This window comes from Janthinobacterium sp. LPB2021202312-11-4 (genome assembly GCF_037049705.1).
Taxonomy (GTDB): Bacteria; Pseudomonadota; Gammaproteobacteria; order Pseudomonadales; family Pseudomonadaceae; genus Aquipseudomonas.
In genome coordinates this window covers 101,496-127,883 of sequence record NZ_JBAGKV010000006.1, presented here as the reverse complement: position 1 = coordinate 127,883, position 26,388 = coordinate 101,496, and the positions used below count along the sequence as shown (strand labels likewise).

Here is a 26,388-nt window from a genome sequence, read left to right as displayed (position 1 = left end):
AGGCTGCTCGAAAGAGTGGCCTTTTTTGTATCTGTTGAAAAAGTCCTTTCGCAACAATGATCTGTCACAGTGTAGTGAACCGTTCGGGACCTACCGATGCCTTGAGATCAGACTATGCTGATTCCCCAGGCAGGCCCTCTACGACCGATGACGTGCCATCGCCGGATACCGGTGAGAGGCGTTAATATTTGTGATTATTTTTTTCTACAGGGATTGGTAACTTGGCTCGATACCTCCATCCTGTCGCGCACAATCCAAGAGGTGATTGATGCGCGCCAACTCGTCTGATCCACAAGACACCGTCACAGCGACACAACCTATCAAGGCCGAGCGTTTGCGCCTGCTTGATCTGGTCAGCAAATACCGTCAGTCCATTGGTCTTGCGGTCACTTTGCTGTTGTTCGCTATCGCGCTGATTGCCTGTCGCCATCTATTAAGCGAACTCGATCTGTATGCGCTCCACGACTCGATTCTGGACGTCCCGAAACCGGCATTGATCGGCGCGCTGGGCGCGACCGTCGTTGGCTTCATTATTTTGCTGGGCTATGAATGGTCGGCCAGCCGTTATGCCGGCGTGACATTAGCGCCACGCACGCTGGCCCTCGGCGGCTTCACCGCATTCGCAATCGGCAATGCCATCGGTCTGTCGATGCTGTCGGGTGGCTCGGTTCGCTATCGTCTATATGCACGTCATGGCCTCGGGGCTTCCGACGTTGCGCACATGACGCTGTTCGCCAGCCTCTCGCTCGGCTGCGCCCTGCCTCCTCTGGCCGCCCTGGCGACCCTGAGCAACCTGCCTGCCGCCTCTGCCGCCCTCGGCCTCTCAGAGACCTTGCTGGGCGTGATCGCCGCTGCGGTACTGGTGCTCACGAGTGTGCTGGCCATCGGCATCTATCGCCGTCGCCTGCCGGAACAGCCTTACCCGGATAATCTGCTGGTCAAGGCCGGGCGCCGCACACTGCGTCTGCCGGGCCGGCGCCTGACCTTTCTGCAACTGGTGATCACCGCTCTGGACGTGGCCGCTGCCGCGACCGTGCTGTATCTGTTGCTGCCGGAAGCCCCGCCCTTTGGCGCTTTCCTGCTGATCTACCTGCTGGCCCTGGCCGCCGGCGTGCTCAGCCATGTGCCGGGCGGTGTCGGGGTCTTCGAAGCGATTCTGCTGGCCGCGTTTGCCGATACACTCGGTGCCGCGCCATTGGCCGCCGCCCTGCTGCTCTATCGATTGATCTATGTGGTGCTGCCATTGCTGGTGGCCTGCGTGTTCCTGCTGATCAACGAAGGCCAGCGGCTGTTCCAGTCCCGTCAGTCGCTGCGCGCGGCTTCGGGTCTGGCGGCGCCGATCCTGGCGTTGCTGGTGTTCATGTCCGGCGTGGTGCTGTTGTTCTCAGGCGCGACCCCGGAGATCGACACGCGCCTGGAACACATCGGTTTTCTGATCCCCCATCGGCTGGTGGACGCTTCGCACTTCGGCGCAAGCCTGGTCGGCGTGCTCTGCCTGTTGCTGGCCCAGGGCCTGCGTCGCCGACTGTCGGCGGCGTGGATGCTGACCACCATTCTGTTGCTGGTGGGCGCGGTCCTGTCGTTGCTCAAGGGTTTCGACTGGGAAGAAGCCTGCCTCATGACCCTGACCGCGAGCCTGCTCGGGGTATTCCGGCGTTCGTTCTATCGCGCCAGTCGCCTGACCGAACTGCCGTTTTCGCCGCTGTACCTGGTCGCGAGCCTGTGCGTACTCGGCGCGTCAATCTGGCTGCTGCTGTTTGCCTATCAGGACGTTCCCTACAGCCATCAACTCTGGTGGCAGTTCACCCTCGACGCCGACGCGCCCCGTGGCTTGCGTTCGCTGCTGGGTGCCGCCGTCCTGCTGGTCGTGGTGTCCCTGACCTGGCTGCTGCGCACCGCCCGCCCGATCATTCACCTGCCAACGCCCGACGAACTGGATCGCGCGGTAAAGATCCTGATGGCCTCGTCGCAACCCGACGGCGGCCTCGCGTTGACCGGTGACAAGGCGTTGCTGTTCCACCCCAACGACGAGGCGTTCCTGATGTACGCCCGTCGTGGGCGCAGCCTGGTGGCGTTGTACGACCCGATCGGCCCGACCCAGCAACGGGCGGAAATGATCTGGCAGTTCCGCGACCTCTGCGACATCCACCACGCCCGCCCGGTTTTCTATCAAGTACGCGCCGAGAACCTGCCGTACTACATGGACATCGGCCTGACGGCGATCAAGCTCGGCGAAGAAGCCCGGGTCGATCTGCATCGCTTTGATCTCGAAGCCAAGGGCAAAGAGATGAAAGACCTGCGCTACACCTGGAACCGCGGCACCCGTGACGGCTTGTCACTGGAGATCCACGAGCCAGGGCAAGCGCCGATGGATGAGCTCAAGGTGATTTCCGATGCGTGGCTGACCGGCAAGAACGTGCGCGAGAAAGGCTTCTCCCTCGGCCGTTTCAGCGATGACTACCTCAAGCATTTCCGCGTGGCGGTGATTCGTTTCGAAGGACGCCCGGTGGCGTTTGCCAACTTGCTCGAGACTTACAGCCATGATTTGGCCAGTCTCGACCTGATGCGCGCGCACCCGGACGCTCCCAAGCTGACCATGGAATTCATGATGGTCGGCCTGATTCAACATTATAAAAATCATGGATACGCGCGTTTCAGCCTGGGCATGGTGCCGCTGTCGGGTCTGCAACCCCGTCGAGGCGCCCCACTGACCCAGCGTCTGGGCTCGATGGTTTTCCGCCGTGGTGAGCAGCTCTACAACTTCCAAGGCTTGCGCCGCTTCAAAGACAAGTTCCAGCCTGACTGGGAACCCCGTTATATGGCCGTGCCCGCCGGACTCGATCCGCTGGTTGCCCTGGCCGATACTGCTGCCCTGATTGCGGGCGGCTTGACTGGATTGGTGAAACGCTGATGATTCAACGCTCCCTGCGGTACGTACTGGCCACTCTGGTAGTGCTGGCCCTGATTGTCGGTGGCGGTTACTGGTACCTCAAACGCCCGGCACCAGAACCGACCCTCGAACTGCTGACGCCCGCCGATGGCGCGGCCATGACCCGTGTGATTCCTGGCACCAAGCCCAAGGCTCAAGTGCTGGTGGCGGTCACCGACGAACAGAAACTCAGTGACCAGCAACTCAAAACCCTGAGCCGCAGCGCTTCGGCGCAGATCGTCCAGGTGATCCTGCCCAAAGACTGCCTGCTGCAAAGCCGTGCCCTGCAATCGGGCCTGCGCGAGCTGAAAGGCCCGGCGACCCTGGTCAGCGGCATCGGCCCTGGCGCAGTGCTGGCGTGGCGCTGGTTGTCCGAGCAGAAGGACGACAAAGCCCAGGCCGTGTCGGTGGACCTGGCCCTGGAAAAACCCGGTTGCACTCACCTGTTGCCGAAAAGCGCCGCCCACGGTCATTGGCTGGTGGCCTGGAATGACAACCCGGACGACACCAGCGCCGGCTTCGTGCGTGATCAACCCAACGCCGAAACTAGCATCAGCGACTACGACATCAACCTGCCGCAAGTGCTGAACAACGAACTGCGCAAGATCCTCGTCGGTGGTGACAAAGCCGCTGGCGGCCTGCAGATTCCAGTGGTCGAAGTCCCGGCCGGTCAAGCCAAGGACACCGTGACCCTGTTCCTGTCCGGTGACGGCGGCTGGCGCGACCTGGACCGCGATGTGGCGGGCGAGATGGCCAAGATCGGCTACCCGGTGGTCGGCATCGACACCCTGCGCTACTACTGGCAGCACAAGAGCCCGGAGCAAAGCGCCCTGGACCTGGCCGAACTGATGCAGCACTACCGCCAGAAATGGGGCACCAAGCGCTTCATCCTGACTGGTTACTCGTTCGGCGCTGACGTCCTGCCGGCGATCTACAACCGCTTGGCGGAATCGGAACAGCAACGGGTCGATGCCATCATCCTGTTGGCCTTCGCCCGCACCGGCAGCTTCGAAATCGAAGTCGAAGGCTGGCTCGGCAACGCCGGCAAAGAAGCCGCCACCGGCCCGGAAATGGCCAAACTGCCCGCCGATAAAGTGGTGTGCATCTACGGCGAAGAAGAAGTCGACGAAAGCGGCTGCACCGACAAAACCGCCGTGGGCGAAGCCATCAAACTCCCTGGCGGCCACCACTTCGACGAGAACTACCCGGCGCTGGCACAGCGGCTGGTGGACATCATCGTCAAGCGTCAGGCCAAGGAAGCAGCGACGCCGGATACCGCCGCTCAAGAGTGATCTGAACCACGCGTCACAAAGAGCCCCCGCAGCCTCAAGGTTGCGGGGGCTTTTTTATGTACGCCTACAAGGGCTCGAGATGGGAGACGGTTATCAGTCGCCAAGATCGCAGCCTTCGGCAGCTCCTACGCAGGAACGCGTACACCCTGTAGGAGCTGCCGAAGGCTGCGATCTTTTGATCTTTGTGGACACAAAAAAGCCCCCGCTACCGAACCGGCAACGGGGGCTTTTTAGCGAGGCTTACATCTCTACCTGAGTACCCAATTCAATCACCCGGTTCAGCGGCAGATTGAAGAATCTCAGGTTGCCGTTGGCATTCTGCAACATGAAAGCAAACAACCCTTCGCGCCAGCGGGCCATGCCTTCGAGTTTGGAGGCGATAACGGTTTCGCGACTGAGGAAGTAGGTAGTGCGCATCGGACTGAAGTCCAGGTCGTCGAGATGGCACAGTTTCAGCGCTTGCGGCACGTCCGGTTCATCGACGAAGCCGAAGTGCAGGATGACCCGGAAGAACCCTTCGCCGTAGGAATCCACCTCGAAACGCCGGGAGGCCGGGACACGCGGGATGTCTTCGTACACCACCGTCAGCAGCACCACTTGTTCATGCAGCACCTGGTTGTGCAGCAGGTTGTGCAACAGCGCGTGGGGCACGGCGTCCGGACGCGCGGTGAGGAACACGGCGGTGCCCTGGACGCGGTGCGGCGGTTGCACGCGGATACTGCTGATGAAGATCGGCAGCGGCAGCCCGCCCTCGTCGAGGCGCTCGACCAGCAGTTGCTTGCCGCGCTTCCAGGTGGTCATCAGCACGAACAGCACGATACCGGCGATCACCGGGAATGCCCCGCCCTGCACGATTTTCGGCACGTTGGCGGCGAAGTACAGACCGTCCACCAGCAGGAAACCAATCGATACCGGCACCGCGAGGATTGGAGGCCATTTCCACAGCAGCAACATTACCGCCGACACCAGCACGGTGGTCATCAGCATGGTGCCCGTCACCGCAACGCCGTAGGCCGAAGCCAGGGCGCCGGAGGATTCGAAGCCCAGCACCAGCAGGATCACGCCGACCATCAGCGACCAGTTCACCGCGCCAATGTAGATCTGGCCCTGTTCAGCACTGGAGGTGTGGCGAATGTGCATACGCGGGATGTAACCGAGCTGGATCGCTTGGCGGGTCAGGGAGAACGCGCCGGAAATCACCGCTTGGGACGCAATCACCGTGGCCATGGTCGACAAACCGACCAACGGGATCAGCGCCCAGCTCGGCGCCAACAGGTAGAACGGGTTGCGCGCCGCTTCCGGGTCACCGAGCAGCAAGGCGCCCTGGCCGAAGTAGTTCAGCACCAGTGCCGGCAGCACGAGGATGAACCACGCACGGGCAATCGGCTTGCGGCCGAAGTGCCCCATGTCGGCATACAGTGCTTCGGCACCGGTCAGCGCGAGGACGACGGCGCCAAGAATGGTCACGCCCATGCCTGGGTGTGCGACGAAGAAACGCACGCCCCACACCGGGTTCATCGCTTGCAACACTTCCGGGTGCTGCAGGATGCCGTAGACGCCGAGAGCGCCCAGCACCACAAACCAGGTCACCATGATCGGCCCGAACAGGATGCCGATGCGCGCGGTGCCATGGCTCTGAATCAGGAACAGCGCCACCAATACGATCAATGACAGGGGCACCACCCAATGGTCGATGCCGTCGAATGCCAGCCCCAGGCCCTCAATCGCCGAGAGCACGGAGATCGCCGGGGTGATCATGCTGTCGCCATAAAACAGCGCCGCACCGACCAGCCCGCAGACCACCAGAAAGGACCGCAACTTCGGATGTCCCGCCGCCGCCCGCCGCGCCAGCGCGGTCAGGGCCATGATCCCGCCTTCGCCCTGGTTGTCGGCGCGCAGCACGAACATCATGTATTTGAACGACACGACCCAGATCAGCGACCAGAAGATCAGTGCCAGGATTCCCAACACGCCGTCGTGGTTGACCGGTACGCCATAGCCGCCGGAAAACACTTCTTTAAGGGTGTACAGCGGGCTCGTGCCGATATCGCCATAAACCACCCCAACCGCCGCGACCAGCATGCCGATCGGTTTTGCCGCCGAATGCTCAGCGCCCGCCGCCTGACTACTTGCCTGCCCCATCCAACACTCCTACTACTCAGACCCGGACTTCTTATAAGAAGCACTATGCTTTGCCGTGCAGCATGCGCTGTTTTACTTAAGGTTACAGACAATTTGTTGACTGTAAAAATTCGGTAAAGCGTAACGGCGCGAAGCATAGCGCAGCACTCGTCGTATTTCCCTCCATAAAGCTGGTCAAGTGCGTCTCCCATCGCTAGAATTGCGCACTTTTTGATCAGAGGCGCAGCAAAGCGCCCGTTTGTCGCCTTGCCGATTTCGGCTGGAGGCGTCACAAATACCGAGGTTAGACATGTCCACCACTCCTGCGCCGGCCAATCCAAAGGTTGGCTTCGTATCCCTGGGTTGCCCCAAAGCACTGGTCGACTCCGAGCGCATCCTTACCCAGCTGCGCATGGAAGGCTATGACGTCGTGTCCACGTACGAGGACGCCGACGTCGTGGTGGTCAACACCTGCGGCTTCATCGACTCGGCCAAGGCTGAATCCCTGGAAGTGATCGGCGAAGCCATCAAGGAAAACGGCAAGGTCATCGTGACCGGCTGCATGGGCGTCGAAGAAAGCGCCATTCGCAAGGTGCACCCAAGCGTGCTGGCCGTGACCGGTCCGCAGCAGTACGAGCAAGTGGTCAACGCCGTGCACGACGCCGTGCCGCCGCGTCAGGATCACAACCCGCTGATCGACCTGGTGCCGCCGCAAGGCATCAAGCTGACCCCGCGCCACTACGCGTACCTGAAGATTTCCGAAGGCTGCAACCACAGCTGCAGCTTCTGCATCATCCCGTCGATGCGCGGCAAACTGGTCAGCCGTCCGGTCGGTGACGTGCTCGACGAAGCCCAGCGCCTGGTCAAGGCCGGCGTCAAAGAGCTGTTGGTGATCTCCCAGGACACCAGCGCCTACGGCGTCGACGTGAAATACCGCACCGGTTTCTGGAACGGTGCGCCGGTGAAAACCCGCATGACCGAACTCTGCGAAGCCTTGAGTTCCCTCGGCGTCTGGGTTCGCCTGCACTACGTTTACCCGTACCCGCACGTTGACGAGCTGATCCCGCTGATGGCCGCCGGCAAGATCCTGCCGTACCTGGATATCCCGTTCCAGCACGCCAGCCCGAAAGTCCTCAAGGCCATGAAACGCCCGGCCTTCGAAGACAAGACCCTGGCGCGGATCAAGAACTGGCGCGTGATCTGCCCGGACCTGATCATCCGTTCGACCTTCATCGTCGGCTTCCCCGGCGAAACCGAAGAAGACTTCCAGTACCTGCTGGACTGGCTGACCGAAGCGCAACTCGATCGCGTGGGTTGCTTCCAGTACTCGCCCGTCGAAGGCGCCCCGGCCAACCTGCTGGACGCGGCCATCGTGCCGGACGACGTCAAGCAAGACCGTTGGGACCGCTTCATGGCCCACCAACAGGCCATCAGCTCGGCACGCCTGCAACTGCGCGTCGGCCGTGAAATCGAAGTGCTGGTGGACGAAGTCGACGAGCAAGGCGCGGTTGGCCGCTGCTTCTTCGATGCCCCGGAAATCGACGGCAACGTGTTCATCGACAACGGCAGCAACTTGAAGCCGGGCGATAAAGTCTGGTGCAAAGTGACCGACGCCGACGAGTACGACCTGTGGGCTGAACAGATCTAAACGCAAAAAATACGAAAAGCCCCGCTCTCTTGACGAGATGCGGGGCTTTTTTACGTCTATCGTTTTGTGGAGAAAGGATTCGCATCAATCACCCATAAGAGGCAGGCGGGCATGCGCCGACATTCGGTCATCCACACACCGAAACTGAGCGACTACGAAGAACTCACCCGGGTCTGGGAGGCCTCGGTGCGCGCCACCCATGACTTTCTGCCGGACAGCTACATCGAGCTGCTGAAGAACCTGGTGCTGACCCGCTACCTCGACGCGGTGATGCTGATCTGCACCAAAGACTCGCACCAGCGCATCACCGGGTTTGCCGGTGTGGCGGCGGGCAAGGTCGAAATGCTTTTCATCGACCCCGATCACCGAGGCCAGGGCCTGGGCAAGCAACTGCTGCGCTATGCCCTGGAACACCTGAATGCCGATGAACTGGACGTCAACGAACAGAATCCGCAGGCGCTGGGGTTTTACTTCAAGCAGGGGTTTGAGGTGATTGGCCGCTCGGAAGTCGACGGCATGGGCCAACCCTATCCATTGCTGCACATGCGCATGCGCCAAAACCAGCAACACTCAAGGCATGGCTGACACAGCACGGAACAAATGTGGGAGCGGGCTTGCTCGCGAATACGGTGTGTCATTCAACAGATGTTTTGACTGATCCACCGCTTTCGCGAGCAAGCCTGCTCCCACAAAAAGCCACATGGCGCAAATGGACCCGCGATTAACCGGCGCCCAGCAGGTACAATGCCCACCCCCTTTTTGTTACGGCCCTGTCATGACTGACCCGATTCGTCTCTCCAAACGCCTCATCGAACTCGTCGGCTGTTCCCGTCGGGAGGCTGAGCTGTTCATTGAGGGCGGCTGGGTCACCGTGGATGGCGAAGTCATCGATGAGCCGCAGTTCAAGGTCGAGAACCAGAAAGTCGAGCTCGACCCCGAAGCCAAGGCCACCGCGCCGGAGCCGGTGACGATCCTGTTCAACGTGCCGGTGGGCATGGACGCGGAAACCGCCATGGCCACCATCAGCGCCGAGACCCTGAGCGAAGAACACCGCTTCAGCAAACGTCCGCTCAAGGGTCACTTCCTGCGCCTGACCGCCAGCACCGACCTGCAGGCCAACGCCAGCGGTCTTCTGGTGTTCACCCAGGACTGGAAGATCCTGCGCAAGCTCACCGCCGACTCCGCGAAAATCGAGCAAGAGTATGTGGTCGAAGTTGAAGGCGAGATGGTGGCTCACGGCCTCAATCGCCTGAACCACGGCCTGACCTACAAGGGTAAGGAACTGCCGGCGGTCAAGGCCAGTTGGCAGAACGAAAACCGTCTGCGCTTTGCGATGAAGAACCCACAACCAGGCGTGATCGCCCTGTTCTGCCAGGCCGTTGGCCTGAAGGTCGTCGCCATCCGTCGTATCCGCATCGGCGGCGTGTCCATCGGCAAAGTGCCGCTGGGGCAATGGCGCTACCTGTCCGGCAAAGAGAAGTTCTAAGACTTTTCACGCCGCCCTACATCTTGGCGCCGCTGTTTATGCGGCGCCCACTGCTGAATATCAGGATTGCACACCATGATTCATAACGACGTACTGCGCAGCGTGCGCTACATGCTCGACATCAGCGACAAGAAAGTCATCGAGATCATCAAGACCGGCGGCATGGATGTGTCCATGGAAGACCTGCTGACCTACCTCGACAAGAAAGAGGAAGACGAAGAAGGTTTCGTACGCTGCCCGGATGAAGTCATGGCGCACTTCCTTGATGGCCTGGTGATCTTCAAGCGCGGCAAGGACGAAAGCCGTCCGCCGCAGCCGATCGAAACGCCGGTGACCAACAACATCATCCTGAAGAAACTGCGCGTGGCCTTCGAACTGAAAGAAGACGACATGCACGCGATCCTCAAGGCCGCCGAGTTCCCGGTGTCCAAGCCTGAGCTGAGCGCGCTGTTCCGCAAGTTCGGCCACACCAACTACCGCACCTGTGGCGACCAGTTGCTGCGCAACTTCCTCAAGGGCCTGACCCTGCGCGTTCGCCCGCAATAAAGCGCCGCCAGCCTGTATCGGGGCTGTGTCGCGGCTGTTCGGGGCTGTGTAGGAGCTGTGTAGGAGCTGTCGAGTGCAACGAGGCTGCGATCTTTTGATCTTTCGCTTGGAACTCAAGTGGACAAGAAAAGATCGCAGCCTCGTTGCACTCGACAGCTCCTACACGCTCCTACACGCTCCTACGGGGTTCATACAGGGCTCCTACACGACCCCGGCACAGTTCCCACGCAGCGCCTACAAGGCTATATGGCAAAACATTCCGCGCAAAAATAGTGGCTCCGCTTCTGGCGGCTGACGACTAGGGTGTATTAACCCTCAGCTCTCAGGATTCGCCATGCACCCGTATTTTTCCCTGCAAGGCCGCACCGCCCTGGTGACCGGCGGCACCCGTGGTATCGGCAAAATGATCGCCAAGGCCTATGTTGAAGCCGGTGCGACGGTATACGTCTGTGCCCGGGACGCCGAAGCCTGCGTGCAAACCGCCGAGGAATTGAGTGCGTTCGGGCGCTGCCACGGGATGGCGGCCAATCTGGCCACCGAAGAAGGCGTACTGCGATTGGCCACGCGGCTGGGCGAGCAGATCACTCATCTGGATATTCTGGTCAATAACGCCGGCACCACCTGGGGCGCGCCGCTGGAAAGCTACCCGATCAAGGGCTGGGAAAAGGTCATGCAGCTGAACGTGACCTCGGTATTCAACTGCATCCAGCAGTTTTTGCCGCTGCTGCGCAAGGGCGGCTCGGCGGCGAATCCGGCGCGGATCATCAATATCGGCTCGGTGGCCGGTATTTCGTCCTTTGGTGAGCAAGCGTACGCCTACGGCCCGAGTAAAGCCGCCCTACACCAATTGTCGCGGATTCTGGCGCGGGAACTGGTGAGTGACCACATCAACGTCAACGTGATCGCACCGGGGCGCTTCCCGAGCAAAATGACCCAGCACATCGGCAATGATGAGCAGGCGCTGGCGCAGGATACGGCGTTGATTCCGATGAAGCGCTGGGGCCGCGAGGAAGAGATGGCGGCGCTGGCGATCAGTCTGGCGAGTACGGCCGGGGCGTATATGACCGGGAATATTATTCCGCTGGATGGGGGGTTTAGCCTCTGATCTGCAGTGTCTGCTGAAAAGATCGCAGCCTTCGGCAGCGCCTGCGCCGAATGCATTCCCCTGTAGGAGCTGCCGCAGGCTGCGATCTTTTGATCTTCACATCGATTATCATCCCCGCCTCTCACCCCGCTTCGACCCCAGACCATGACCTACAGCGTTTCCCCCATCGGCTTCGTGCGCTCCTGCTTCAAGGAAAAATTCGCCATCCCGCGCCAACCGCAACTGGCCCCCGCCGCGCGCGGTGTGCTGGAGCTGGTGGCGCCGTTCGATCAGGGCGATGCGGTGCAGGGGCTGGAGCAAGTCAGCCACGTCTGGCTGCTGTTCCTGTTCCATCAGGCCCTGGAAGATAAGCCACGTCTGAAAGTACGCCCTCCTCGCCTGGGCGGTAACAAATCCATGGGCGTATTCGCGACCCGCGCCACGCACCGGCCCAATGGCATCGGCCAGTCGGTGGTGAAACTGGATAAGGTCGAGGCCAATCGGCTGTTCATCTCCGGCATCGACTTGCTGGACGGCACGCCGATTCTCGACATCAAACCCTATGTGCCTTATGCCGACATCATCGACACGGCTTCCAATAGCATCGCCAGCGCGGCGCCGCAGTTGATTCCCGTGCAGTGGACGGACACCGCGCTGCAACAGGCTCACGCGCATGCTCAGCGCCTTGAAGAGCCGTTGGTGGCGTTGATTGAGCAGTGCCTGGCACAAGACCCACGTCCGGCGTACCAGATTCCTACACCGGAAAGGGAATATGGTGCGCAGTTCTGGGACCTGGATGTGCGCTGGCATTACCCGGACGTCGGGGTTATCCGCGTTCTGGAAGTCATCCCGGTTTCCAACCCGTAGGAGCTGCCGAAGGCTGCGATCTTTTGATGTGGCTTTTCAAGATCAAAAGATCGCAGCCTCGTTTCACTCGGCAGCTCCTACGCAGCGTCTGCCGGGATTGTGTCGGGCATAAAAAAGCCCCCATTGCCGTGCAGGCAGTGGGGGCTTTTCGGTGATGCGGTGGGCTTACTTCTCGACGAACGCACGCTCGATCAGGTAATCACCCGGCTCGCGCATCCGCGGCGAAACTTTCAGGCCGAAGCTGTTCAGCACTTCGCTGGTTTCGTCGAGCATGCTCGGGCTGCCGCACAGCATGGCGCGGTCGTCTTGCGGGTTGATCGGTGGCAGGCCGATGTCGGTGAACAGCTTGCCGCTGCGCATCAAGTCGGTCAGGCGACCTTCGTTCTCGAACGGCTCGCGGGTCACGGTCGGGTAGTAGATCAACTTGTCACGCAAGGCCTCGCCGAAGAACTCGTTCTGCGGCAGGTGCTCGGTGATGAATTCGCGGTAAGCGACTTCGTTGACGTAACGTACGCCGTGGCACAGGATCACTTTTTCGAAACGCTCGTAGGTTTCCGGGTCCTGGATGACGCTCATGAACGGCGCCAGACCGGTGCCGGTGCTGAGCAGGTACAAATGTTTGCCAGGCTTCAAGTCATCCAGCACCAAGGTGCCGGTAGGCTTCTTGCTGATGATGATCTCGTCGCCTTCCTTCAGATGCTGCAACTGGGAAGTCAGCGGGCCATCAGGCACTTTGATGCTGAAGAACTCGAGATGCTCTTCCCAGTTCGGGCTGGCAATCGAGTAAGCGCGCATAAGCGGGCGGCCGTTGGGCTGTTGCAGGCCGATCATCACGAACTGACCGTTCTCGAAGCGCAGGCCCGGGTCGCGGGTGCACTTGAAGCTGAACAGAGTGTCGTTCCAGTGGTGAACACTGAGGACACGCTCGTGGTTCATGTTGCTCATGTACGTGGGACTCCTGGAGATTGTCTGCGCCTGCTCTACGAACAATGAACGATGGTGCGCAATTGCATCGCATTCTAATGGCAGCCACAATATCTGTTAACTGGATTATTAAGATAAGGGTTATCGGTTATATCGATATGCGATTTACTCTCCGTCAACTTCAAGTCTTCGTCGCCGTCGCCCAGCAGGAAAGCGTATCCCGTGCTGCGGGCTTGCTCAACCTCTCGCAATCGGCGGCCAGCACCTCGATCACCGAGCTAGAGCGCCAGTCCAGCTGTCAGCTGTTCGACCGCGCCGGCAAACGGCTGAGCCTCAACGCCCTCGGCAAACAGTTATTGCCCCAGGCGGTGGCACTGCTCGATCAGTCCAAGGAAATCGAAAACCTGCTCAACGGCAAGTCCGGTTTCGGCTCGCTGGCGGTCGGCGCGACCCTGACCATCGGCAATTACCTGGCAACGTTGCTGATCGGCAGCTTCATGCAGCGCCATCCCGAGAGCCAAGTGAAGCTGCACGTGCAGAACACTGCCAACATCGTGCAGCAAGTGGCCCACTATGAAATTGATCTGGGTCTAATCGAAGGCGATTGCAGTCACCCGGACATCGAAGTGCAGAGCTGGGTCGAGGATGAGTTGGTGGTATTTTGCGCGCCCCAGCATCCGCTGGCCAAACGCGGCATCGCAAACATGGAAGAGCTGAGCCACGAGGCGTGGATTCTGCGCGAACAGGGTTCAGGCACGCGCCTGACCTTCGACCAGGCCATGCGTCACCATCGCAGTGCGCTGAACATACGGCTGGAGCTGGAGCACACCGAAGCGATCAAACGCGCGGTCGAATCCGGCTTGGGGATTGGCTGCATTTCGCGGCTGGCGCTGCGTGATGCGTTCCGTCGCGGCAGCCTGGTGGCGGTCGAGACACCGGATCTGGACCTGGCGCGGCAGTTCTATTTCATCTGGCACAAACAGAAATTTCAGACGCCTGCGATGCGCGAATTCCTCGATCTGTGCCGCGCCTTCACCGCCGGGGTTCAGCGCAGCGACGAGATCGTCCTGCCGACCATCGCTTAAAGCAGAATCACCGCCCACACCAGCGCGATCATGCTCAACGCCACGAACTGCGCGGCGCTGCCCATGTCCTTGGCATTCTTGGACAGTGGGTGCAATTCAAGGGAGATACGGTCGATAGCCGCTTCTACCGCCGAATTGAGCAATTCGACGATCAAGGCCAGCAAGCAGACGGCAATCAACAACGCCTGCTCAACGCGACTGACGTTCAGGAAAAACGAAATCGGGATCAGGATGACGTTGAGCAACACCAGTTGCCGAAAAGCCGCTTCGCCGGTGAAAGCTGCGCGCAAGCCGTCCAGGGAGTAGCCGGAAGCGTTGAGAATGCGTTTTAGGCCGGTCTGGCCTTTAAAAGGTGACATAGAGTAGGCAACTGAACCAAAAGGAGTGGGAAAGCTAGAGCAAGCAAAGTCAAAAAAGCGTGAATACGCGGCGCTTTAATGGCTCGAAATTGACTCAAGTTGTTGCAAGAGCAGGGCTGCCTGGGTCCGGGTCCGCACGTTCAGCTTGCGGAAAATTGCCGTTACATGGGCCTTGATCGTCGCTTCCGACACACTCAGCTCGTAGGCAATCTGCTTATTCAGCAACCCTTCACAGACCATCGTCAACACCCGGAACTGCTGGGGCGTCAGGCTCGCCAGCCCTTCGCTGGCCGCCTTGGCTTCAGCCGAAACACTGACCGCTTCGAAGGCCTGGGGTGGCCAGAAGACGTCGCCATCGAGCACCGCACGCACAGCTTTTTGAATAACGCTCAGGTCGCTCGACTTGGGAATGAAGCCACTGGCGCCGAATTCACGGGACTTGACCATGATCGAAGCTTCTTCCTGGGCCGAGACCATCACCACCGGAATCTGTGGGTACTGACCGCGCAACAGCACCAGCCCGGAAAAACCGTAGGCCCCCGGCATGTTCAGGTCCAGCAGCACCAGGTCCCAGTCGGACTTTTCGTCCAGACGGGTTTCCAGTTCGGCAATGCTTGCTACTTCCACCAGGCGCACATCCGGGCCGAGGCCAAGGGTCAGGGCCTGGTGCAAGGCACTACGAAAAAGTGGGTGGTCATCGGCAATCAGGATTTCGTATGTGGCCATTTTTCAAATGATCCTGTTTTTCAAACAACTCGAGGTACAGCCACGGAGCTGCACCAACAGGGCACGTTCAACGCCAATCACATGACAAAACGGCGTTTCAAACATTGGCCGCGCCCTAATCGGCGCCAAGCATGCCCAGCGAAGCCGGGGTGGTCAAGTTGCGTGGCCGGTACAGTTCTTTGCAGTATGGGTGACAATCAGCCGATGACCGGTGCCGGATTTTGCACGAAGGGCAGCAGCTCGGCGTGGGCCGGTGTCGCGACGTTCATATCCAGCTGATGTTTGGCATCCAGATAATGTTGACTGAACACGTCGAAATAAGCGTCCAGGGCCGAGGCTGCGTCGGTATCGCCCGCCAGATCCAGGCACAGTGCCGCCACTTCGGCTGTGCACAAGTGCTCGCTGCGGGTCGAGCGGCGCAAGCGATAACGGGAGAGTTTCTCGGGCAACAGGCTGAGGATCGGCAACCGGTCAAAGTACGGGCTCTTGCGGAAAATCTTCCGCGCCTCGGTCCACGTAGCGTCCAGCAAAATAAATAACGGGCGTTTGGCGCTATCGGGCGCAACCGTGTTGGTCACACGTTCGGCCTCAACGTACTCACCCGGAAACACCAAGTACGGCTGCCATTGCGGGTCGGCCAGCAGATCCAGGAGTTGTTGATCCACCTCGGTGCGCGACCAGATGAACGCATGGTTATCGCGGACCACGTCAGCAATCAGCCAACCGGTATTGCTCGGTTTGAACACTTCTTTATTGGTCATGATCAGGCACACCCCGGAGCGGGCCTCGACCTGGGGGCGCCAGGCGCACAGGCAATGGCTCTCGATCACCCGGCAGGCACGGCAACGCGGAGCTCTCCAGCCCCGGGCCTGAATCGGCTTGATGCCGTCCTCTTCACGCTCGTCGCGCAAGCGAGCCACAGCGTTCAGTGCAAAAGGTGCTGGGGGACGGCTCATGGCAGGCAACGCCGGGCAGGACGGTATATCGACACGAAAACACACTCGGCAAGGCAGAAAGTGCCGGCAGTTTACCAGAGCGGCCGGCGCAAGCCTGTACCGTCCGGGCCTGCTCCCCTATAATTCGCCGCCACTGAACGCACAGTCATGTGGCTGGTCGAACCACCAGTCACTGAACCAGGAGAGTTTCATGCTGCGCCTTATCGTTCCCACCGCTGCCATTTTGCTGGCGTCGTCCTTCAGCGCTCAGGCTGCTTCCTTAAGTGAGCAGAATCTCAACAGAGAGCTGCGAAACGTCGCCGCACAAAGCAGCGCCGGCACGCCCCGGGCGATCAACGAAGACATTCTTGATCAGGGCTACACCGTTGAAGGCAGCACGTTGATCAACCACCTCAGCGTTCAAAGCAGCCATGCCGAACAGATGCGTGCCGACCCGAAAGCGGTGTACTTCCAGCTGGGAGCCTCTGTCTGCAACAACCCATCGTTCCGCAAACTGATGGCCAAGGGCGCGGTCATGCGTTACGACTTCACCGAGGTGAAGACCAACCGCGCGGTCGGCTCCGCCAGCTATCAGGAATCGGATTGCCCGAAAGCAACGCCTGCGAAGAAAAAGTAATCAACGAGCGTTAGCGCGCCGCTGTTCATCCTCGGCGCGCAGCTCTGCCAGCAAGGCCTGCAAGTAACGCGAACGGCGCTCGCCGCCGCCAAGACGTCGGCAGCACTCTTCTTCAAGACTCAAATGATTGGTCTCGGCTGACGACTTCAACAACCGATACAACTGGGTATCGATTTCCAGAATCACTCTGGCCATGGTTTCCCGCCTCCCTGCACCCTCGAATCCCTGAACCGCATGAACCTTGCGCACTGCCGTTGACGCAAAGTTGTCGTGTCACGCCTGTAACTTAGTAAATCAGAGCCGCAGCCACCGGGCTTGCCTTCAGACGAGCGGTGAAACCACCTTGCAAATCGTCAATAACCGGTTGCCAGGAAAGACTTTGCGGCGCAATGATCAAACCAGCGCAATTGATCCCGAGGGACTAGATTTAGCGTATTCACAGGGTCTTTCAGGCCGAAAAGGAGCGGCCCGTTGTACGTTTGTTGTTGCGAAGGTTTTTTTCATGCGATGGAAAAAACACAGCCTGCATGCAAGGAGAAGTTGAATGCCTTACCAACCGAATGACCTCCTCAGCCGTCATTTTGAAGAAAGCGGCCACGACCTCACCAGCAAGGTCGAAGAGCAACTCAACCTGGTTTCCCCCAACAGCCCGAATATCCCGATTTACCGCGACATGATCCTGACCGTGCTGCGCATGGCCCAGGAAGATCACAACCGCTGGAACGCCAAGATCACCCTGCAGGCCCTGCGCGAACTGGAGCACGCTTTCCGTGTGCTGGAACAGTTCAAGGGCCGACGCAAAGTCACGGTCTTCGGCTCCGCCCGGACGCCGGTCGAACATCCGCTGTATGGCATGGCCCGGGAGCTCGGCGCCGCGCTGGCGCGCTCGGACCTGATGGTGATCACCGGTGCCGGTGGCGGGATCATGGCCGCAGCCCATGAAGGCGCCGGCCTCGAACACAGCCTGGGGTTCAACATCACGTTGCCCTTCGAGCAGCATGCCAACCCGACGGTCCAGGGCACCACCAACCTGCTGTCCTTCCACTTTTTCTTCACCCGCAAGCTGTTCTTCGTCAAGGAAGCCGACGCGCTGGTCCTGTGCCCGGGCGGTTTCGGCACCCTGGACGAAGCGCTAGAAGTGCTGACCCTGATCCAGACCGGCAAAAGCCCACTGGTGCCGGTGGTGTTGCTGGATACGCCGGGGGGCAAGTTCTGGCAAGGCGCGCTGGATTTCATCCACCATCAACTGGAGGAAAACCGCTACATCCTGCCGACCGATATGAAACTGGTGAGCCTGGTCTACAGCGCCGAAGAGGCGGTGGAGCAGATCAATCAGTTCTACAGCAACTTCCACTCCAGCCGCTGGCTCAAGCATCAATTCGTGATTCGCATGAACCACAAGCTCAGCGACGGCGCGCTCGAACATATGCAAACGGCCTTCGCCGACCTGTGCCTGAGCGATCACTTCCATCAGCATGCGTACAGCGGCGAGGAGCACGATGAGCCGCAGTTCAGCCATCTGGCCCGACTGGCCTTCACCTTCAATGCCCGTGATCACGGGCGTTTGCGGGAACTGGTGGACTACATCAACCTGCCGGAAAACTGGGCCAAGTCCAAACCCCAGGCGCAGCAGCGCACCCGGGAACCATCCAAGGTCACGTAAACACAAGGCAAAAAAAAACGGCCCGCTATCGAAATAGCGGGCCGTTTTATTTAATCGTCCATCCCTCGACCGCTGAACAAGCGGTTGATCATCTCCATGGAAAAACCCCGATAAGCCAGGAAGCGCCCTTGCTTGGCACGCTCGCGCATGTCTATCGGCAAATGCCCGGCAAATTTGCGTCGCCAGGTATCTTCCAGTTGTTCCTGCCAGTTGATACCGCTCTCGCGTAGGGCGAGCTCGATGTCAGTACGTTGCAGACCGCGCTGACCCAACTCTTCACGAATACGCAAAGGGCCGTAACCGGAACGGGCGCGGTAGGAAACGAAGCTTTCGAGGTAACGGGTTTCGGACAGCAGGCCTTCTTCCGTCAACCGGTCAAGTGCAGTGTCGATCATTTCAGGGAGGGCGCCGCGCTGACGCAGTTTACGCGTCAGCTCGACTCGACCGTGCTCGCGTCGTGCGAGCAGGTCCATTGCGGTTCGCCGCACCGCGACGAGTGTATCGAGTACGGCGGTCATCGGATCAATCAGATATCAGCGTCAGCCAGGTCATCAGCAGTCTCTTTGACTGGCGATGCTTTGACGTCAGGCGCTGGGGTCAGCAACTTGTCGCGCAGTTGCTTCTCGAGCTTCGCGGCGATTTCCGGGTTGTCTGCCAGGAACTTGGCCGAGTTGGCCTTGCCCTGACCGATCTTGGTGCCTTCATAGGCATACCAGGCGCCGGATTTTTCGACGAAGCCGTGCAACACACCCAGGTCGATCATCTCACCGTTGAGGTAGATGCCTTTGCCGTAAAGAATCTGGAACTCGGCCTGACGGAACGGCGAAGCGACCTTGTTCTTCACAACCTTGACGCGGGTTTCGCTGCCGACAACCTCGTCACCTTCTTTCACCGCGCCAGTACGGCGGATGTCCAGACGAACCGAAGCGTAAAACTTCAGCGCGTTACCACCGGTGGTGGTTTCCGGGCTGCCGAACATCACGCCGATTTTCATACGGATCTGGTTGATGAAGATAACCAGGCAGTTGGCGTTCTTGATGTTACCGGTGATTTTACGCAGCGCCTGGGACATCAGACGGGCTTGCAGGCCCACGTGCATGTCACCCATTTCGCCTTCAATCTCGGCCTTTGGCACCAGCGCGGCGACGGAGTCGACGATGATCACGTCAACCGCGTTGGAGCGCACCAGCATGTCGGTGATTTCCAGGGCCTGCTCACCGGTGTCCGGCTGGGACACCAGCAGATCGTCGACGTTGACGCCCAGTTTGCCGGCGTACTCAGGGTCGAGGGCGTGTTCGGCATCGACGAATGCGCAAGTCGCGCCGGCTTTTTGAGCCTGGGCGATCACGGACAGTGTCAGCGTGGTTTTACCGGAGGATTCAGGACCGTAGATTTCAACGATACGGCCTTTTGGCAGGCCGCCAATGCCAAGCGCGATGTCCAGACCCAGAGAGCCAGTAGAGATGGCCGGGATCGCCTGACGGTCCTGATCGCCCATACGCATTACGGCACCCTTGCCGAATTGACGTTCGATCTGACCCAGGGCCGCAGCCAAGGCTTTCTTCTTGTTGTCGTCCATTAAAGTCCTCACGTAATCAATAAGGCCTGACGGCCAACACCTGTATAAGTAGCCAGTATTATTCCACAGCGTTTCAGGATCGCCTACCCCTGATTTGAGATTTCTCCAGTGGCATGGCGCAGCAGCCCCTCTAGCGCGGCCTTCACCGTTTGTCGGCGGACCTCATCGCGGTTGCCGGGGAAGTGCTGGACCTCACTGAACAGCGCTTCCCCGACGCCCCAGGCCAGCCAGACGGTGCCCACCGGTTTGCTCGCAGAACCGCCATCCGGCCCCGCCACACCGCTGACCGCCACGGCAAACCGCGCGTGACTTTTGTCCTGCGCGCCCCGCACCATGGCCTCGACCACCTCGCGACTGACCGCCCCCACCGTCGCAAACAACTCGTCAGGCACATTCAGTTGCAAGGTTTTCTGGCGGTTGGAGTACGTCACATAACCGGCCTCGAACCAGGCCGAACTCCCGGGAATCCGGGTGATGGCCTCGGCGATGCCGCCGCCGGTACAGGACTCGGCCGTGGTGACATGAGCATTGAGAACCTGCAGGCGTCTGCCAAGTTCAGCGGCCAGCTGGGTGATTTCTTTCACGGTCCTCTCCTGATCGGGCTGAATGGAACCACCGTACACGAGCCAATCGCGCTGACAAGCCGCAGGTTCGATCAAAATGTTAGCGCGCCAGGGCCCTGATATAGGCCTGACAGGCCTGCAAGGCAATCAATCCGCTGTCTCCGGCGTCGGTGATGGCGATAATTCGTTGAGCATGCGCCGGGTCAAGTCGGGCACGCGGGGCGCCATGATCCACGCCGCGGGCGTCGGTGGCGGCTGGCATTGCACAGGTTGAGGCAATGTCTTGGGCATCGACGAGGACTGACAGGCGCACATCAGCAGTGGCAAGACGATCGCGCAGGCGACCTTGATCACGTTGGGCATCGCTCAGCGCTCGATAATGGGTTTGTTCACTGGCCGACAGCCGTTGCTCCAGGGCCAGGCGCTTGTCCTGTTCGGCTTGTTGTTGCGTGGCGGCCACCAAGGTCAGTTGATTCAACGTCTCGGCCTGCAAGCGGGCCTGCTCCGCCAGTTGCCGGCCATAGCGCCAGTCCTGAAAGTGCCAGGCCAGCGCTGCCGAAAATCCGGCCAATACCAACAGGCCTATCCCTCGCCAGGACATCAGGCCGAAGGCTGGCATAGCAGCGCCCTCGCCCGCGCCCAGAGTTGCAGGCGATCCTCGAGCCCATTCAGACCGCCGTTGATCCGCCGGGTGATGCTGTTGAACTGATCGCGGTCCGCCAGTTCATTCAAACCGTTGCGCTCCCAGAACCAGGCTGCCGATTCGGCGGCCCACTGCGGTTGCTCCAACAGTTCCGGCAGCGACAGCAAGCGCTCGTCGCCGAACAGGCCGAGGCTGCACTCACGGTAGTTGTTACGCCCGGTGATCTGAATCAGGCCACGGCCCCGGTATTTTTGACCGTCACCGTCGGACTCCGGCGTGTTGCCCAAACGCAAAGCCAGTGCGCCAGTGTCATATTTGCTCAGGTATTGGTCATTGCCCAATTCCCGCACGTAGTGCAACTGGCCCGACTCGTGGCCGACTTGGGCGAGGAAAGCAGCGATGCGCTTGGGGGTGTTGATCGAGCGATGAGTCATTGCGTTATTAAGGGCTGAAATGAAAACGCCCGCTTGGGTGCGGGCGTTGGGAAACAGTTGCTGCAATTGTGCTGAGGTGAGGGGCATGGTTTGAAAGCGCTCCTGAAATCGAAGGACAAGGAATATCGTGCACACCGTTACTGCGCGGGGTCCAGGCAATGGGCTTCAACGATGCACCGATAGCTTTCCTTGCGGGTGCCACTGGCGGTCAATTTGGTGACCGACCATCGGCCCTGCATGATCCGTGGCCAACTGGCGTCGAGGTGAATCACCCCCTCCGCCGCCAAATCCGGATGCCCCGGGCAACTGATGCTCAGGGCGAAAGCATCGCGCTCCAGCCGGCGCAACTCGCCCTCGGCGGCGGCCCTGGCCTGGTCTTCATTCTGGCAGCGTCGAGGAAACGTCTGGAACGGCGCGAGCCCCAAGCGAAACTCACGCTCCTTACCGGCCGCCGCGTCCCACCAGGTGGCGATGCACCCCTTGAATTTCGATCGAGCCTTTTCCTCGATACTGGCGCTGATAAAAGCCTGGTCGCCTGGGCGGTTGTTCTTTGTCACCGAGAGCAATACTTCGGTCACAGGCTTGCCGGAAATCGACTTCAGTTGACCTCCGGTGGCCAACACATATAAGCCTTTCACCGGTTTTGTGAGGGCGCCATTCATGCCGGCGAGGCGGGTCAGAAAGCTCATGTCCGATTCATTGGATTGGTCGATGTGCTCAACCTTTATTGACTCGAGATCAGGTGCCACCCGCGGCGAAAACCCATGTTTCATGGTCAGTTCGCGAAACAGCGCGCCGAGTGTCGTGGGACCGTAGCTGGCGGATCTGCGCTGCCTGAAGCCGGTCTCGTCGTGCTCGCTGAAAGGCGCCGACATGGCGATCAGCGACAACTGCAAGGGATACAGATGAGGGGTGCGCTGGGTGATAACAAACACCCCCTTGTCGACCAACCCCGACTCTTTGTAACCCACCAGAAAGCCAATCCTGCCGCCGAGGCTGGGCAGCCCTTCAAGACCGTCGATATCGATAAGTAGCTTGATCTGATCGGACACGATCCCGGAAGCATCAATGTGCTCCCACTGCACCAGTCGCTCGTTGAGCAGCGCAGCATTGGCCCCGTAGATTTCCACGGCGGGTGTAAATCCAAGCGTCATAGATCCTCCTTAATCCCAGGCCGAAACCGGCACGATGGCGGTCGTTTGCGTCGTGATCTCCGGCAGCACCACCCAGATTCCCGCCGGCAGCACCGCGCCCTGTTCGGCAAGGGTCGGGTTCAGGCGCCAGAGCGCCTCTTCAGCGGTATCGTCACTGCGGCCAAGCTCCCGAAACAGCAATAGATTGACCGAGTCGCCGGCAATGCTCCTGACCCTACGCATTGATGAACTCCGTCAATTCAATGGCCCAGGCATTGAGCATCGCGGTCCCGTCATCGATGATCTCGCTCTGGGTTTCCGTCACGCTGTTGATCCGCCACAGCCCCCAATTGCGCCCGATCCCGTCGACCAACGGCAGCGGCACTCGCAGCGCTTGCAGGGCCCGCAACTCGTCGAGTCGCTCCATGGCCACCGCATACATCGATTTGCCGGTGATGCTCAAGGTCTCCAGCGCCTGTCCGGTCTGACTGGATTTGGGCTTGCTGGTGAGGATGTTCAGATCCACCCATCCCCCGTCCGATTTGCGGACCAGACCGCTGTAAGCGAAATCTCGGGACAACCCGAAAATGAAGCTGCCCAAGGCCATTTGCTGTCGCATCAAACACCTCCATCGGTCAGGGCCGCGCTACGTCGCACGGCGAGTGGGTTGCCCAGCAGCATGGGCACGAATTGCGCCTGAATCGTTTGCGTCACCAGGTTGGCGATCTGCCGGGCCTGGGTCGGGTCCTGGCCGGTGATGTGAATCACCGGGGCAAAGTTGATCTGCCGGTTATTTGCCTGTGCGTTGGTCAGGTTCGTGCTCATCTGATCCGGGGTACTGAGTCGATTGGCGGGTGCGGCAAGCTTTTCGCCCAGCCAATGACTGCTCTGTGCGCCAGACAGGTTCTTGCTCATGTGATCCGAAGGGCCGAGGCGGTCTGCCGGCGCGGCAAGCTTCTCGCCCAGCCATGAACCGGCCTCGCTGCCCGCTTCACTGCCGGCCATGCCGCCCAGCACGCCACCGAGCAAACCGCCGACAACCGTGCCCAGCCCCGGAAAGATGAACGTGCCAATGGCGGCGCCCGCCGCAGCCCCGGCGTAGGAGCCCGCCAACCCGCCAGCCGCCGAACCGAGGCCGGAACCGACCAACTTGGCGTCGCCCGTGCGTACACCCTCGACCACGTCGATGCCGGCATTGGCCAGCATCATCGGCATGGCCAACGGGCCGGCTACGCGACCGACCCTGGCAGCCCGGCCAATCATTGCTCTGCCGGCGCCGGACGTCAGGAAAGCCATCCTGCTGCTGGCAGCAGAGCCGACGGACTTGACGTTTGCCCACACGGCATCAGGAGCAGCCTGGAGCCGACTCACCGCAGAACTGCGCAGCGCGGCCGCTCGGGTCAGTAATCGGCTGCCGAGGCCGCCGGTTTTGGGACCACCGGCATTTCCTTTGCCGGAGCCGTCGCCGCTGGCGTTGCCCAACCAGTCTTTAACCGTGTTGAACACCTTCGCCCCCTTGACGCTCGCGGCGCCGAGGATCAGCGCACCGGTCGCCACCGGGAAGGCTTCGGCAAAACTGCTCAAGCCATTCATGACTGCACCAACAGGTACAAGCAGTTGATTGAACAGGGGCAAAACCGTGTCGCCACTGGAGGTCTTCAGCCGATCCAGCTGCGCGTTGAATACATTCCAGTGCGCCTGCGAACTTGTCGAGCGCGTCAGTGCCGCTTGCTGGACCGCGCTATTTTGGTGCTGTTCAGAATTCGTATAGGTTTCTTTTTTGCTCACTAGCGAAAAGGCGCGTTCGACTTCGCTGAGGTTCTGCAGCAGTTGCAGCACCGGCCGGTCGACCGAGAACAACTGCGTGGCTAGGCCGGCTCGTTCGGCGACAGGTTGTCGCTTGAGCGCTTCGAGTACCGACTGAATGGTCGCGGGTGCATCCGTTTGCATCCCGCTGGCCAGCGCCTTGGGATCCAGCCCCAGTTGCGCCCAGGCCGCTTGCTGGCCGGGGGTCGCCGCCGATCCCCGAGCCAGGGTCGTGGTGATTTTTTCGAAGGCCACTCCGGCATCGGTCGGTTTGACGCCGGCATTGAGCAAGGCTGTCGAGAACGCGGCGGCTTGCTCGGGGGCCAGGCCCGCGTTTGTCCCGGCGGCTCCGTAATTGGAGAGAATCGAGCCGATGTCCGCCTCGGATGCGCTCATGTTGCTGGCGAGCACGCTCGTGGCATCAGCCAGGTCCTGGGTCTGCAAACGATCGAGGTTCATCGAGGTGCGCCAGCCGATCAACAGCTCGGCGGTCTCCTGGACCGGCAACTTGAAAGCCGACGCCGTAATCGCCGCGTCACGGGTGAACTCGACAATCACTCCCTGCCGGGCGACGGTATCGACGTTACCCTGGGAATCCCGCTGCTCATTGCCAATCCCGGCCTTGGCCGCGGTGTACTCGACGCCCGCCAGATCAACGGCCGTCGCCTTGTTCGGGGCCACCAGCGCTTCAGTGGCCATTTTCTCGTTGGTGATCGCCAACGCTCTGCGTTGATCGCCCTCAAAGTGGATCACCAACCCCAGATCGACCATCGCCGCATCCAGGTTGATCGCCGGCTTCAGGCGCTCATAGGGTTGATTGTCGCTGCTCGCGCTCTGACTCTTTTGCTCAGCGCCAGCGCCTGAACGGCTGGCGGGTGCGGGCATGTCATTCATCGCCTGCAACAGCGAACGCTGTGAGGTGAGCGTCGTATTGATCGATTCAAGCACCGCTGTGAGCCGGCCCTGTTCAGCCGACAGCGAACCGATTTGCAGGCTCGCGCCGGCCAGCGCCAGGCCCAGCCCGGCAAACGCCTCATTCAAACCGAGCATTTGCTGGTCCGCGCCTGAAGCGGACGGTTGCGACCAGGCCGAAGCATCAGGGGGTATCAGGTCGGCGGTTTTGCCGGTGCCATTCAACGCCCAGTCGTCTTGATTGACTGCGGTGAACTTGAGCGAATAGGTATCTTCCGCCATCTCGCTCTACTCCTGTTTCACGCCAAGGCGAGTGACCGCGATATCGTAGCGGCGCAATGCCTTGCCAGCGTCCCACTCCAGAATTTCCGCCTCACTTACCGGGTAAATGAGCGGCACCACATCGAGGATTACTTCGATGTCGCGCTCCGAAAGAAGGCCGCCGGTTTGTTTAAAAAATCGTCGATGCGCACCTGCAACTGGGTCCAGTCGGGGACGGTCAGCGACGCCAGGTCGGGGAGCATCAAACCGGTGCAGTGAGCGGTAATGAACTCGGCACGCTCCTTGGCGGTTTTCAGTTTTTTCATCGCTTTGGTGGCGCGCAGCACCGGCATTTCCAGGGTCAGCGACGTCATGCTGCGGCCCGCCACATTGAGCGGTTGCAGCAGTTGCACCTGATCGGGATCGTCCGCCGACTCGACGTCTACCGCCTCGCCAGCCTCGGCAGCCTGTTGCAGAAAATGCGACGTCGGCCGGGTCGACATCTCGTGGACGTACTGCGCGATGCTCACGTAATCCGGGCGTTTGAGCTGATCCAGTTCCTTGATCGACAGGCCCGTGGCCAATTTGGCCAGTTCAAAAAACTGATCGTCCTCATCCTCGCCGGCACGGGCCAACGCTTCTTTCTGTGCGGCGTAAAACAGCGGTTTGAGTTGGATCTGCTCGATCTGCGACTCGTCGTCACCGGTGATCGGCGACAACAGGACATGTTTAGGCGGCATCCAGGACATGAAAGG

27 protein-coding genes are annotated in these 26,388 nt (G+C 60.3%); 11 read left to right on the top strand and 16 right to left on the bottom strand.

Annotation, left to right across the window (positions count from 1 at the left end; translation table 11 throughout):
* Nucleotides 1-268: 268 nt before the first annotated feature.
* Together mprF and V5E99_RS08915 are read left to right on the top strand one after the other, a co-directional pair.
* Entirely contained in the window at nucleotides 269-2,911 is a 2,643-nt protein-coding gene (gene mprF, locus V5E99_RS08920) for a bifunctional lysylphosphatidylglycerol flippase/synthetase MprF (protein ID WP_499802120.1), read from the top strand.
* Nucleotides 2,911-4,221, top strand: a complete 1,311-nt coding sequence (locus V5E99_RS08915; RefSeq protein WP_499802119.1) for a virulence factor family protein — start codon at nucleotides 2,911-2,913, stop codon at nucleotides 4,219-4,221. Before mprF ends, V5E99_RS08915 begins: the two co-directional genes overlap by 1 nt.
* A gap of 240 nt (nucleotides 4,222-4,461) precedes the next feature.
* On the opposite strand, the gene V5E99_RS08910 is transcribed toward V5E99_RS08915, so the two are convergent.
* Nucleotides 4,462-6,363 carry a potassium transporter Kup gene (locus V5E99_RS08910; protein ID WP_499802118.1) on the bottom strand — a complete coding sequence of 634 codons (1,902 nt, stop codon included), beginning with the start codon at nucleotides 6,361-6,363 and terminating at the stop codon, nucleotides 4,462-4,464.
* Between the two features lie 289 nt (nucleotides 6,364-6,652).
* Here V5E99_RS08910 and rimO point away from each other — a divergent pair, with 289 nt between their 5' ends.
* The 6 genes from rimO to tsaA all read left to right on the top strand — a co-directional run bounded on the left by rimO (nucleotide 6,653) and on the right by tsaA (nucleotide 11,973).
* Nucleotides 6,653-7,990, top strand: coding sequence for a 30S ribosomal protein S12 methylthiotransferase RimO (gene rimO, locus V5E99_RS08905; RefSeq protein WP_499802117.1), 1,338 nt, complete (start codon nucleotides 6,653-6,655; stop codon nucleotides 7,988-7,990).
* Nucleotides 7,991-8,101: 111 nt separating this feature from the next.
* Nucleotides 8,102-8,575, top strand: a complete 474-nt coding sequence (locus V5E99_RS08900) for a GNAT family N-acetyltransferase (RefSeq protein WP_499802116.1) — start codon at nucleotides 8,102-8,104, stop codon at nucleotides 8,573-8,575.
* A 190-nt stretch (nucleotides 8,576-8,765) separates the two neighbouring features.
* Nucleotides 8,766-9,476 (top strand): rRNA pseudouridine synthase, encoded by a 711-nt coding sequence (locus V5E99_RS08895; protein ID WP_499802115.1) that lies wholly within the window; start codon nucleotides 8,766-8,768, stop codon nucleotides 9,474-9,476.
* 75 nt (nucleotides 9,477-9,551) lie between these two features.
* A complete protein-coding gene (locus V5E99_RS08890; protein WP_499802114.1) occupies nucleotides 9,552-10,022 on the top strand; it encodes a YehS family protein in 471 nt (156 codons plus the stop codon).
* Nucleotides 10,023-10,356: 334 nt separating this feature from the next.
* On the top strand, nucleotides 10,357-11,127 hold the full coding sequence (locus V5E99_RS08885; protein WP_499802113.1) for an SDR family oxidoreductase: 771 nt from the start codon (nucleotides 10,357-10,359) through the stop codon (nucleotides 11,125-11,127).
* A gap of 144 nt (nucleotides 11,128-11,271) precedes the next feature.
* On the top strand, nucleotides 11,272-11,973 hold the full coding sequence (tsaA, locus tag V5E99_RS08880) for a tRNA (N6-threonylcarbamoyladenosine(37)-N6)-methyltransferase TrmO (protein WP_499802112.1): 702 nt from the start codon (nucleotides 11,272-11,274) through the stop codon (nucleotides 11,971-11,973).
* A gap of 165 nt (nucleotides 11,974-12,138) precedes the next feature.
* Here the strand turns inward: tsaA and fpr are convergent, their stop codons facing one another.
* Nucleotides 12,139-12,918 (bottom strand): ferredoxin-NADP reductase, encoded by a 780-nt coding sequence (fpr, locus tag V5E99_RS08875; RefSeq protein ID WP_322220950.1) that lies wholly within the window; start codon nucleotides 12,916-12,918, stop codon nucleotides 12,139-12,141.
* A gap of 137 nt (nucleotides 12,919-13,055) precedes the next feature.
* Between fpr and V5E99_RS08870 the strand changes: the two genes are divergently transcribed.
* A complete protein-coding gene (locus V5E99_RS08870) occupies nucleotides 13,056-13,982 on the top strand; it encodes a LysR family transcriptional regulator (protein ID WP_499802111.1) in 927 nt (308 codons plus the stop codon).
* Here V5E99_RS08870 and V5E99_RS08865 read toward each other — a convergent pair.
* The 3 genes from V5E99_RS08865 to V5E99_RS08855 form a co-directional block, all read right to left on the bottom strand.
* Nucleotides 13,979-14,341: a diacylglycerol kinase gene (locus V5E99_RS08865; protein ID WP_046029258.1), complete on the bottom strand. Its 363-nt coding sequence runs from the start codon at nucleotides 14,339-14,341 to the stop codon at nucleotides 13,979-13,981. The genes V5E99_RS08870 and V5E99_RS08865 overlap by 4 nt on opposite strands.
* A gap of 75 nt (nucleotides 14,342-14,416) precedes the next feature.
* Nucleotides 14,417-15,067: a response regulator transcription factor ErdR gene (erdR, locus tag V5E99_RS08860; RefSeq protein WP_010462704.1), complete on the bottom strand. Its 651-nt coding sequence runs from the start codon at nucleotides 15,065-15,067 to the stop codon at nucleotides 14,417-14,419.
* Between the two features lie 197 nt (nucleotides 15,068-15,264).
* Nucleotides 15,265-16,023, bottom strand: coding sequence for a tRNA-uridine aminocarboxypropyltransferase (locus V5E99_RS08855; protein ID WP_499802110.1), 759 nt, complete (start codon nucleotides 16,021-16,023; stop codon nucleotides 15,265-15,267).
* Here V5E99_RS08855 and V5E99_RS08850 point away from each other — a divergent pair.
* Complete coding sequence (locus tag V5E99_RS08850; RefSeq protein ID WP_499802109.1) at nucleotides 16,022-16,639, top strand: PA3611 family quorum-sensing-regulated virulence factor; 618 nt, start codon at nucleotides 16,022-16,024, stop codon at nucleotides 16,637-16,639. The two genes, V5E99_RS08855 and V5E99_RS08850, sit on opposite strands and share 2 nt — an antisense overlap.
* Here the strand turns inward: V5E99_RS08850 and V5E99_RS08845 are convergent, their stop codons facing one another.
* Nucleotides 16,640-16,834 carry a hypothetical protein gene (locus V5E99_RS08845; protein WP_499802108.1) on the bottom strand — a complete coding sequence of 65 codons (195 nt, stop codon included), beginning with the start codon at nucleotides 16,832-16,834 and terminating at the stop codon, nucleotides 16,640-16,642. It lies immediately after the preceding gene.
* 349 nt (nucleotides 16,835-17,183) lie between these two features.
* Here V5E99_RS08845 and V5E99_RS08840 point away from each other — a divergent pair, with 349 nt between their 5' ends.
* Nucleotides 17,184-18,302 (top strand): LOG family protein, encoded by a 1,119-nt coding sequence (locus V5E99_RS08840; RefSeq protein ID WP_499802107.1) that lies wholly within the window; start codon nucleotides 17,184-17,186, stop codon nucleotides 18,300-18,302.
* Nucleotides 18,303-18,352: 50 nt separating this feature from the next.
* On the opposite strand, the gene recX is transcribed toward V5E99_RS08840, so the two are convergent.
* From recX to V5E99_RS08790, 10 genes are all read right to left on the bottom strand, one after another.
* Nucleotides 18,353-18,820, bottom strand: coding sequence for a recombination regulator RecX (gene recX / locus V5E99_RS08835; protein ID WP_499802106.1), 468 nt, complete (start codon nucleotides 18,818-18,820; stop codon nucleotides 18,353-18,355).
* Between the two features lie 8 nt (nucleotides 18,821-18,828).
* Nucleotides 18,829-19,881 carry a recombinase RecA gene (recA, locus tag V5E99_RS08830; protein WP_007907270.1) on the bottom strand — a complete coding sequence of 351 codons (1,053 nt, stop codon included), beginning with the start codon at nucleotides 19,879-19,881 and terminating at the stop codon, nucleotides 18,829-18,831.
* 83 nt (nucleotides 19,882-19,964) lie between these two features.
* Nucleotides 19,965-20,465, bottom strand: a complete 501-nt coding sequence (locus V5E99_RS08825) for a CinA family protein (RefSeq protein ID WP_499802105.1) — start codon at nucleotides 20,463-20,465, stop codon at nucleotides 19,965-19,967.
* Nucleotides 20,466-20,544: 79 nt separating this feature from the next.
* A complete protein-coding gene (locus V5E99_RS08820; RefSeq protein ID WP_499802104.1) occupies nucleotides 20,545-21,063 on the bottom strand; it encodes a lysis system spanin subunit in 519 nt (172 codons plus the stop codon).
* Nucleotides 21,045-21,608, bottom strand: a complete 564-nt coding sequence (locus V5E99_RS08815) for a glycoside hydrolase family 19 protein (RefSeq protein WP_499802103.1) — start codon at nucleotides 21,606-21,608, stop codon at nucleotides 21,045-21,047. The genes V5E99_RS08820 and V5E99_RS08815 overlap by 19 nt, the downstream gene beginning before the upstream one ends.
* 50 nt (nucleotides 21,609-21,658) lie before the next feature.
* Nucleotides 21,659-22,675: a hypothetical protein gene (locus V5E99_RS08810; protein WP_499802102.1), complete on the bottom strand. Its 1,017-nt coding sequence runs from the start codon at nucleotides 22,673-22,675 to the stop codon at nucleotides 21,659-21,661.
* 9 nt (nucleotides 22,676-22,684) lie between these two features.
* Entirely contained in the window at nucleotides 22,685-22,897 is a 213-nt protein-coding gene (locus tag V5E99_RS08805; RefSeq protein WP_499802101.1) for a tail protein X, read from the bottom strand.
* Nucleotides 22,890-23,273 (bottom strand): phage tail protein, encoded by a 384-nt coding sequence (locus tag V5E99_RS08800; RefSeq protein WP_499802100.1) that lies wholly within the window; start codon nucleotides 23,271-23,273, stop codon nucleotides 22,890-22,892. The genes V5E99_RS08805 and V5E99_RS08800 overlap by 8 nt, the downstream gene beginning before the upstream one ends.
* A complete protein-coding gene (locus V5E99_RS08795; protein WP_499802099.1) occupies nucleotides 23,273-25,654 on the bottom strand; it encodes a phage tail tape measure protein in 2,382 nt (793 codons plus the stop codon). Before V5E99_RS08795 ends, V5E99_RS08800 begins: the two co-directional genes overlap by 1 nt.
* A 128-nt stretch (nucleotides 25,655-25,782) precedes the next feature.
* Nucleotides 25,783-26,382: a phage tail assembly protein gene (locus V5E99_RS08790; RefSeq protein WP_499802098.1), complete on the bottom strand. Its 600-nt coding sequence runs from the start codon at nucleotides 26,380-26,382 to the stop codon at nucleotides 25,783-25,785.
* Nucleotides 26,383-26,388: the final 6 nt, after the last annotated feature.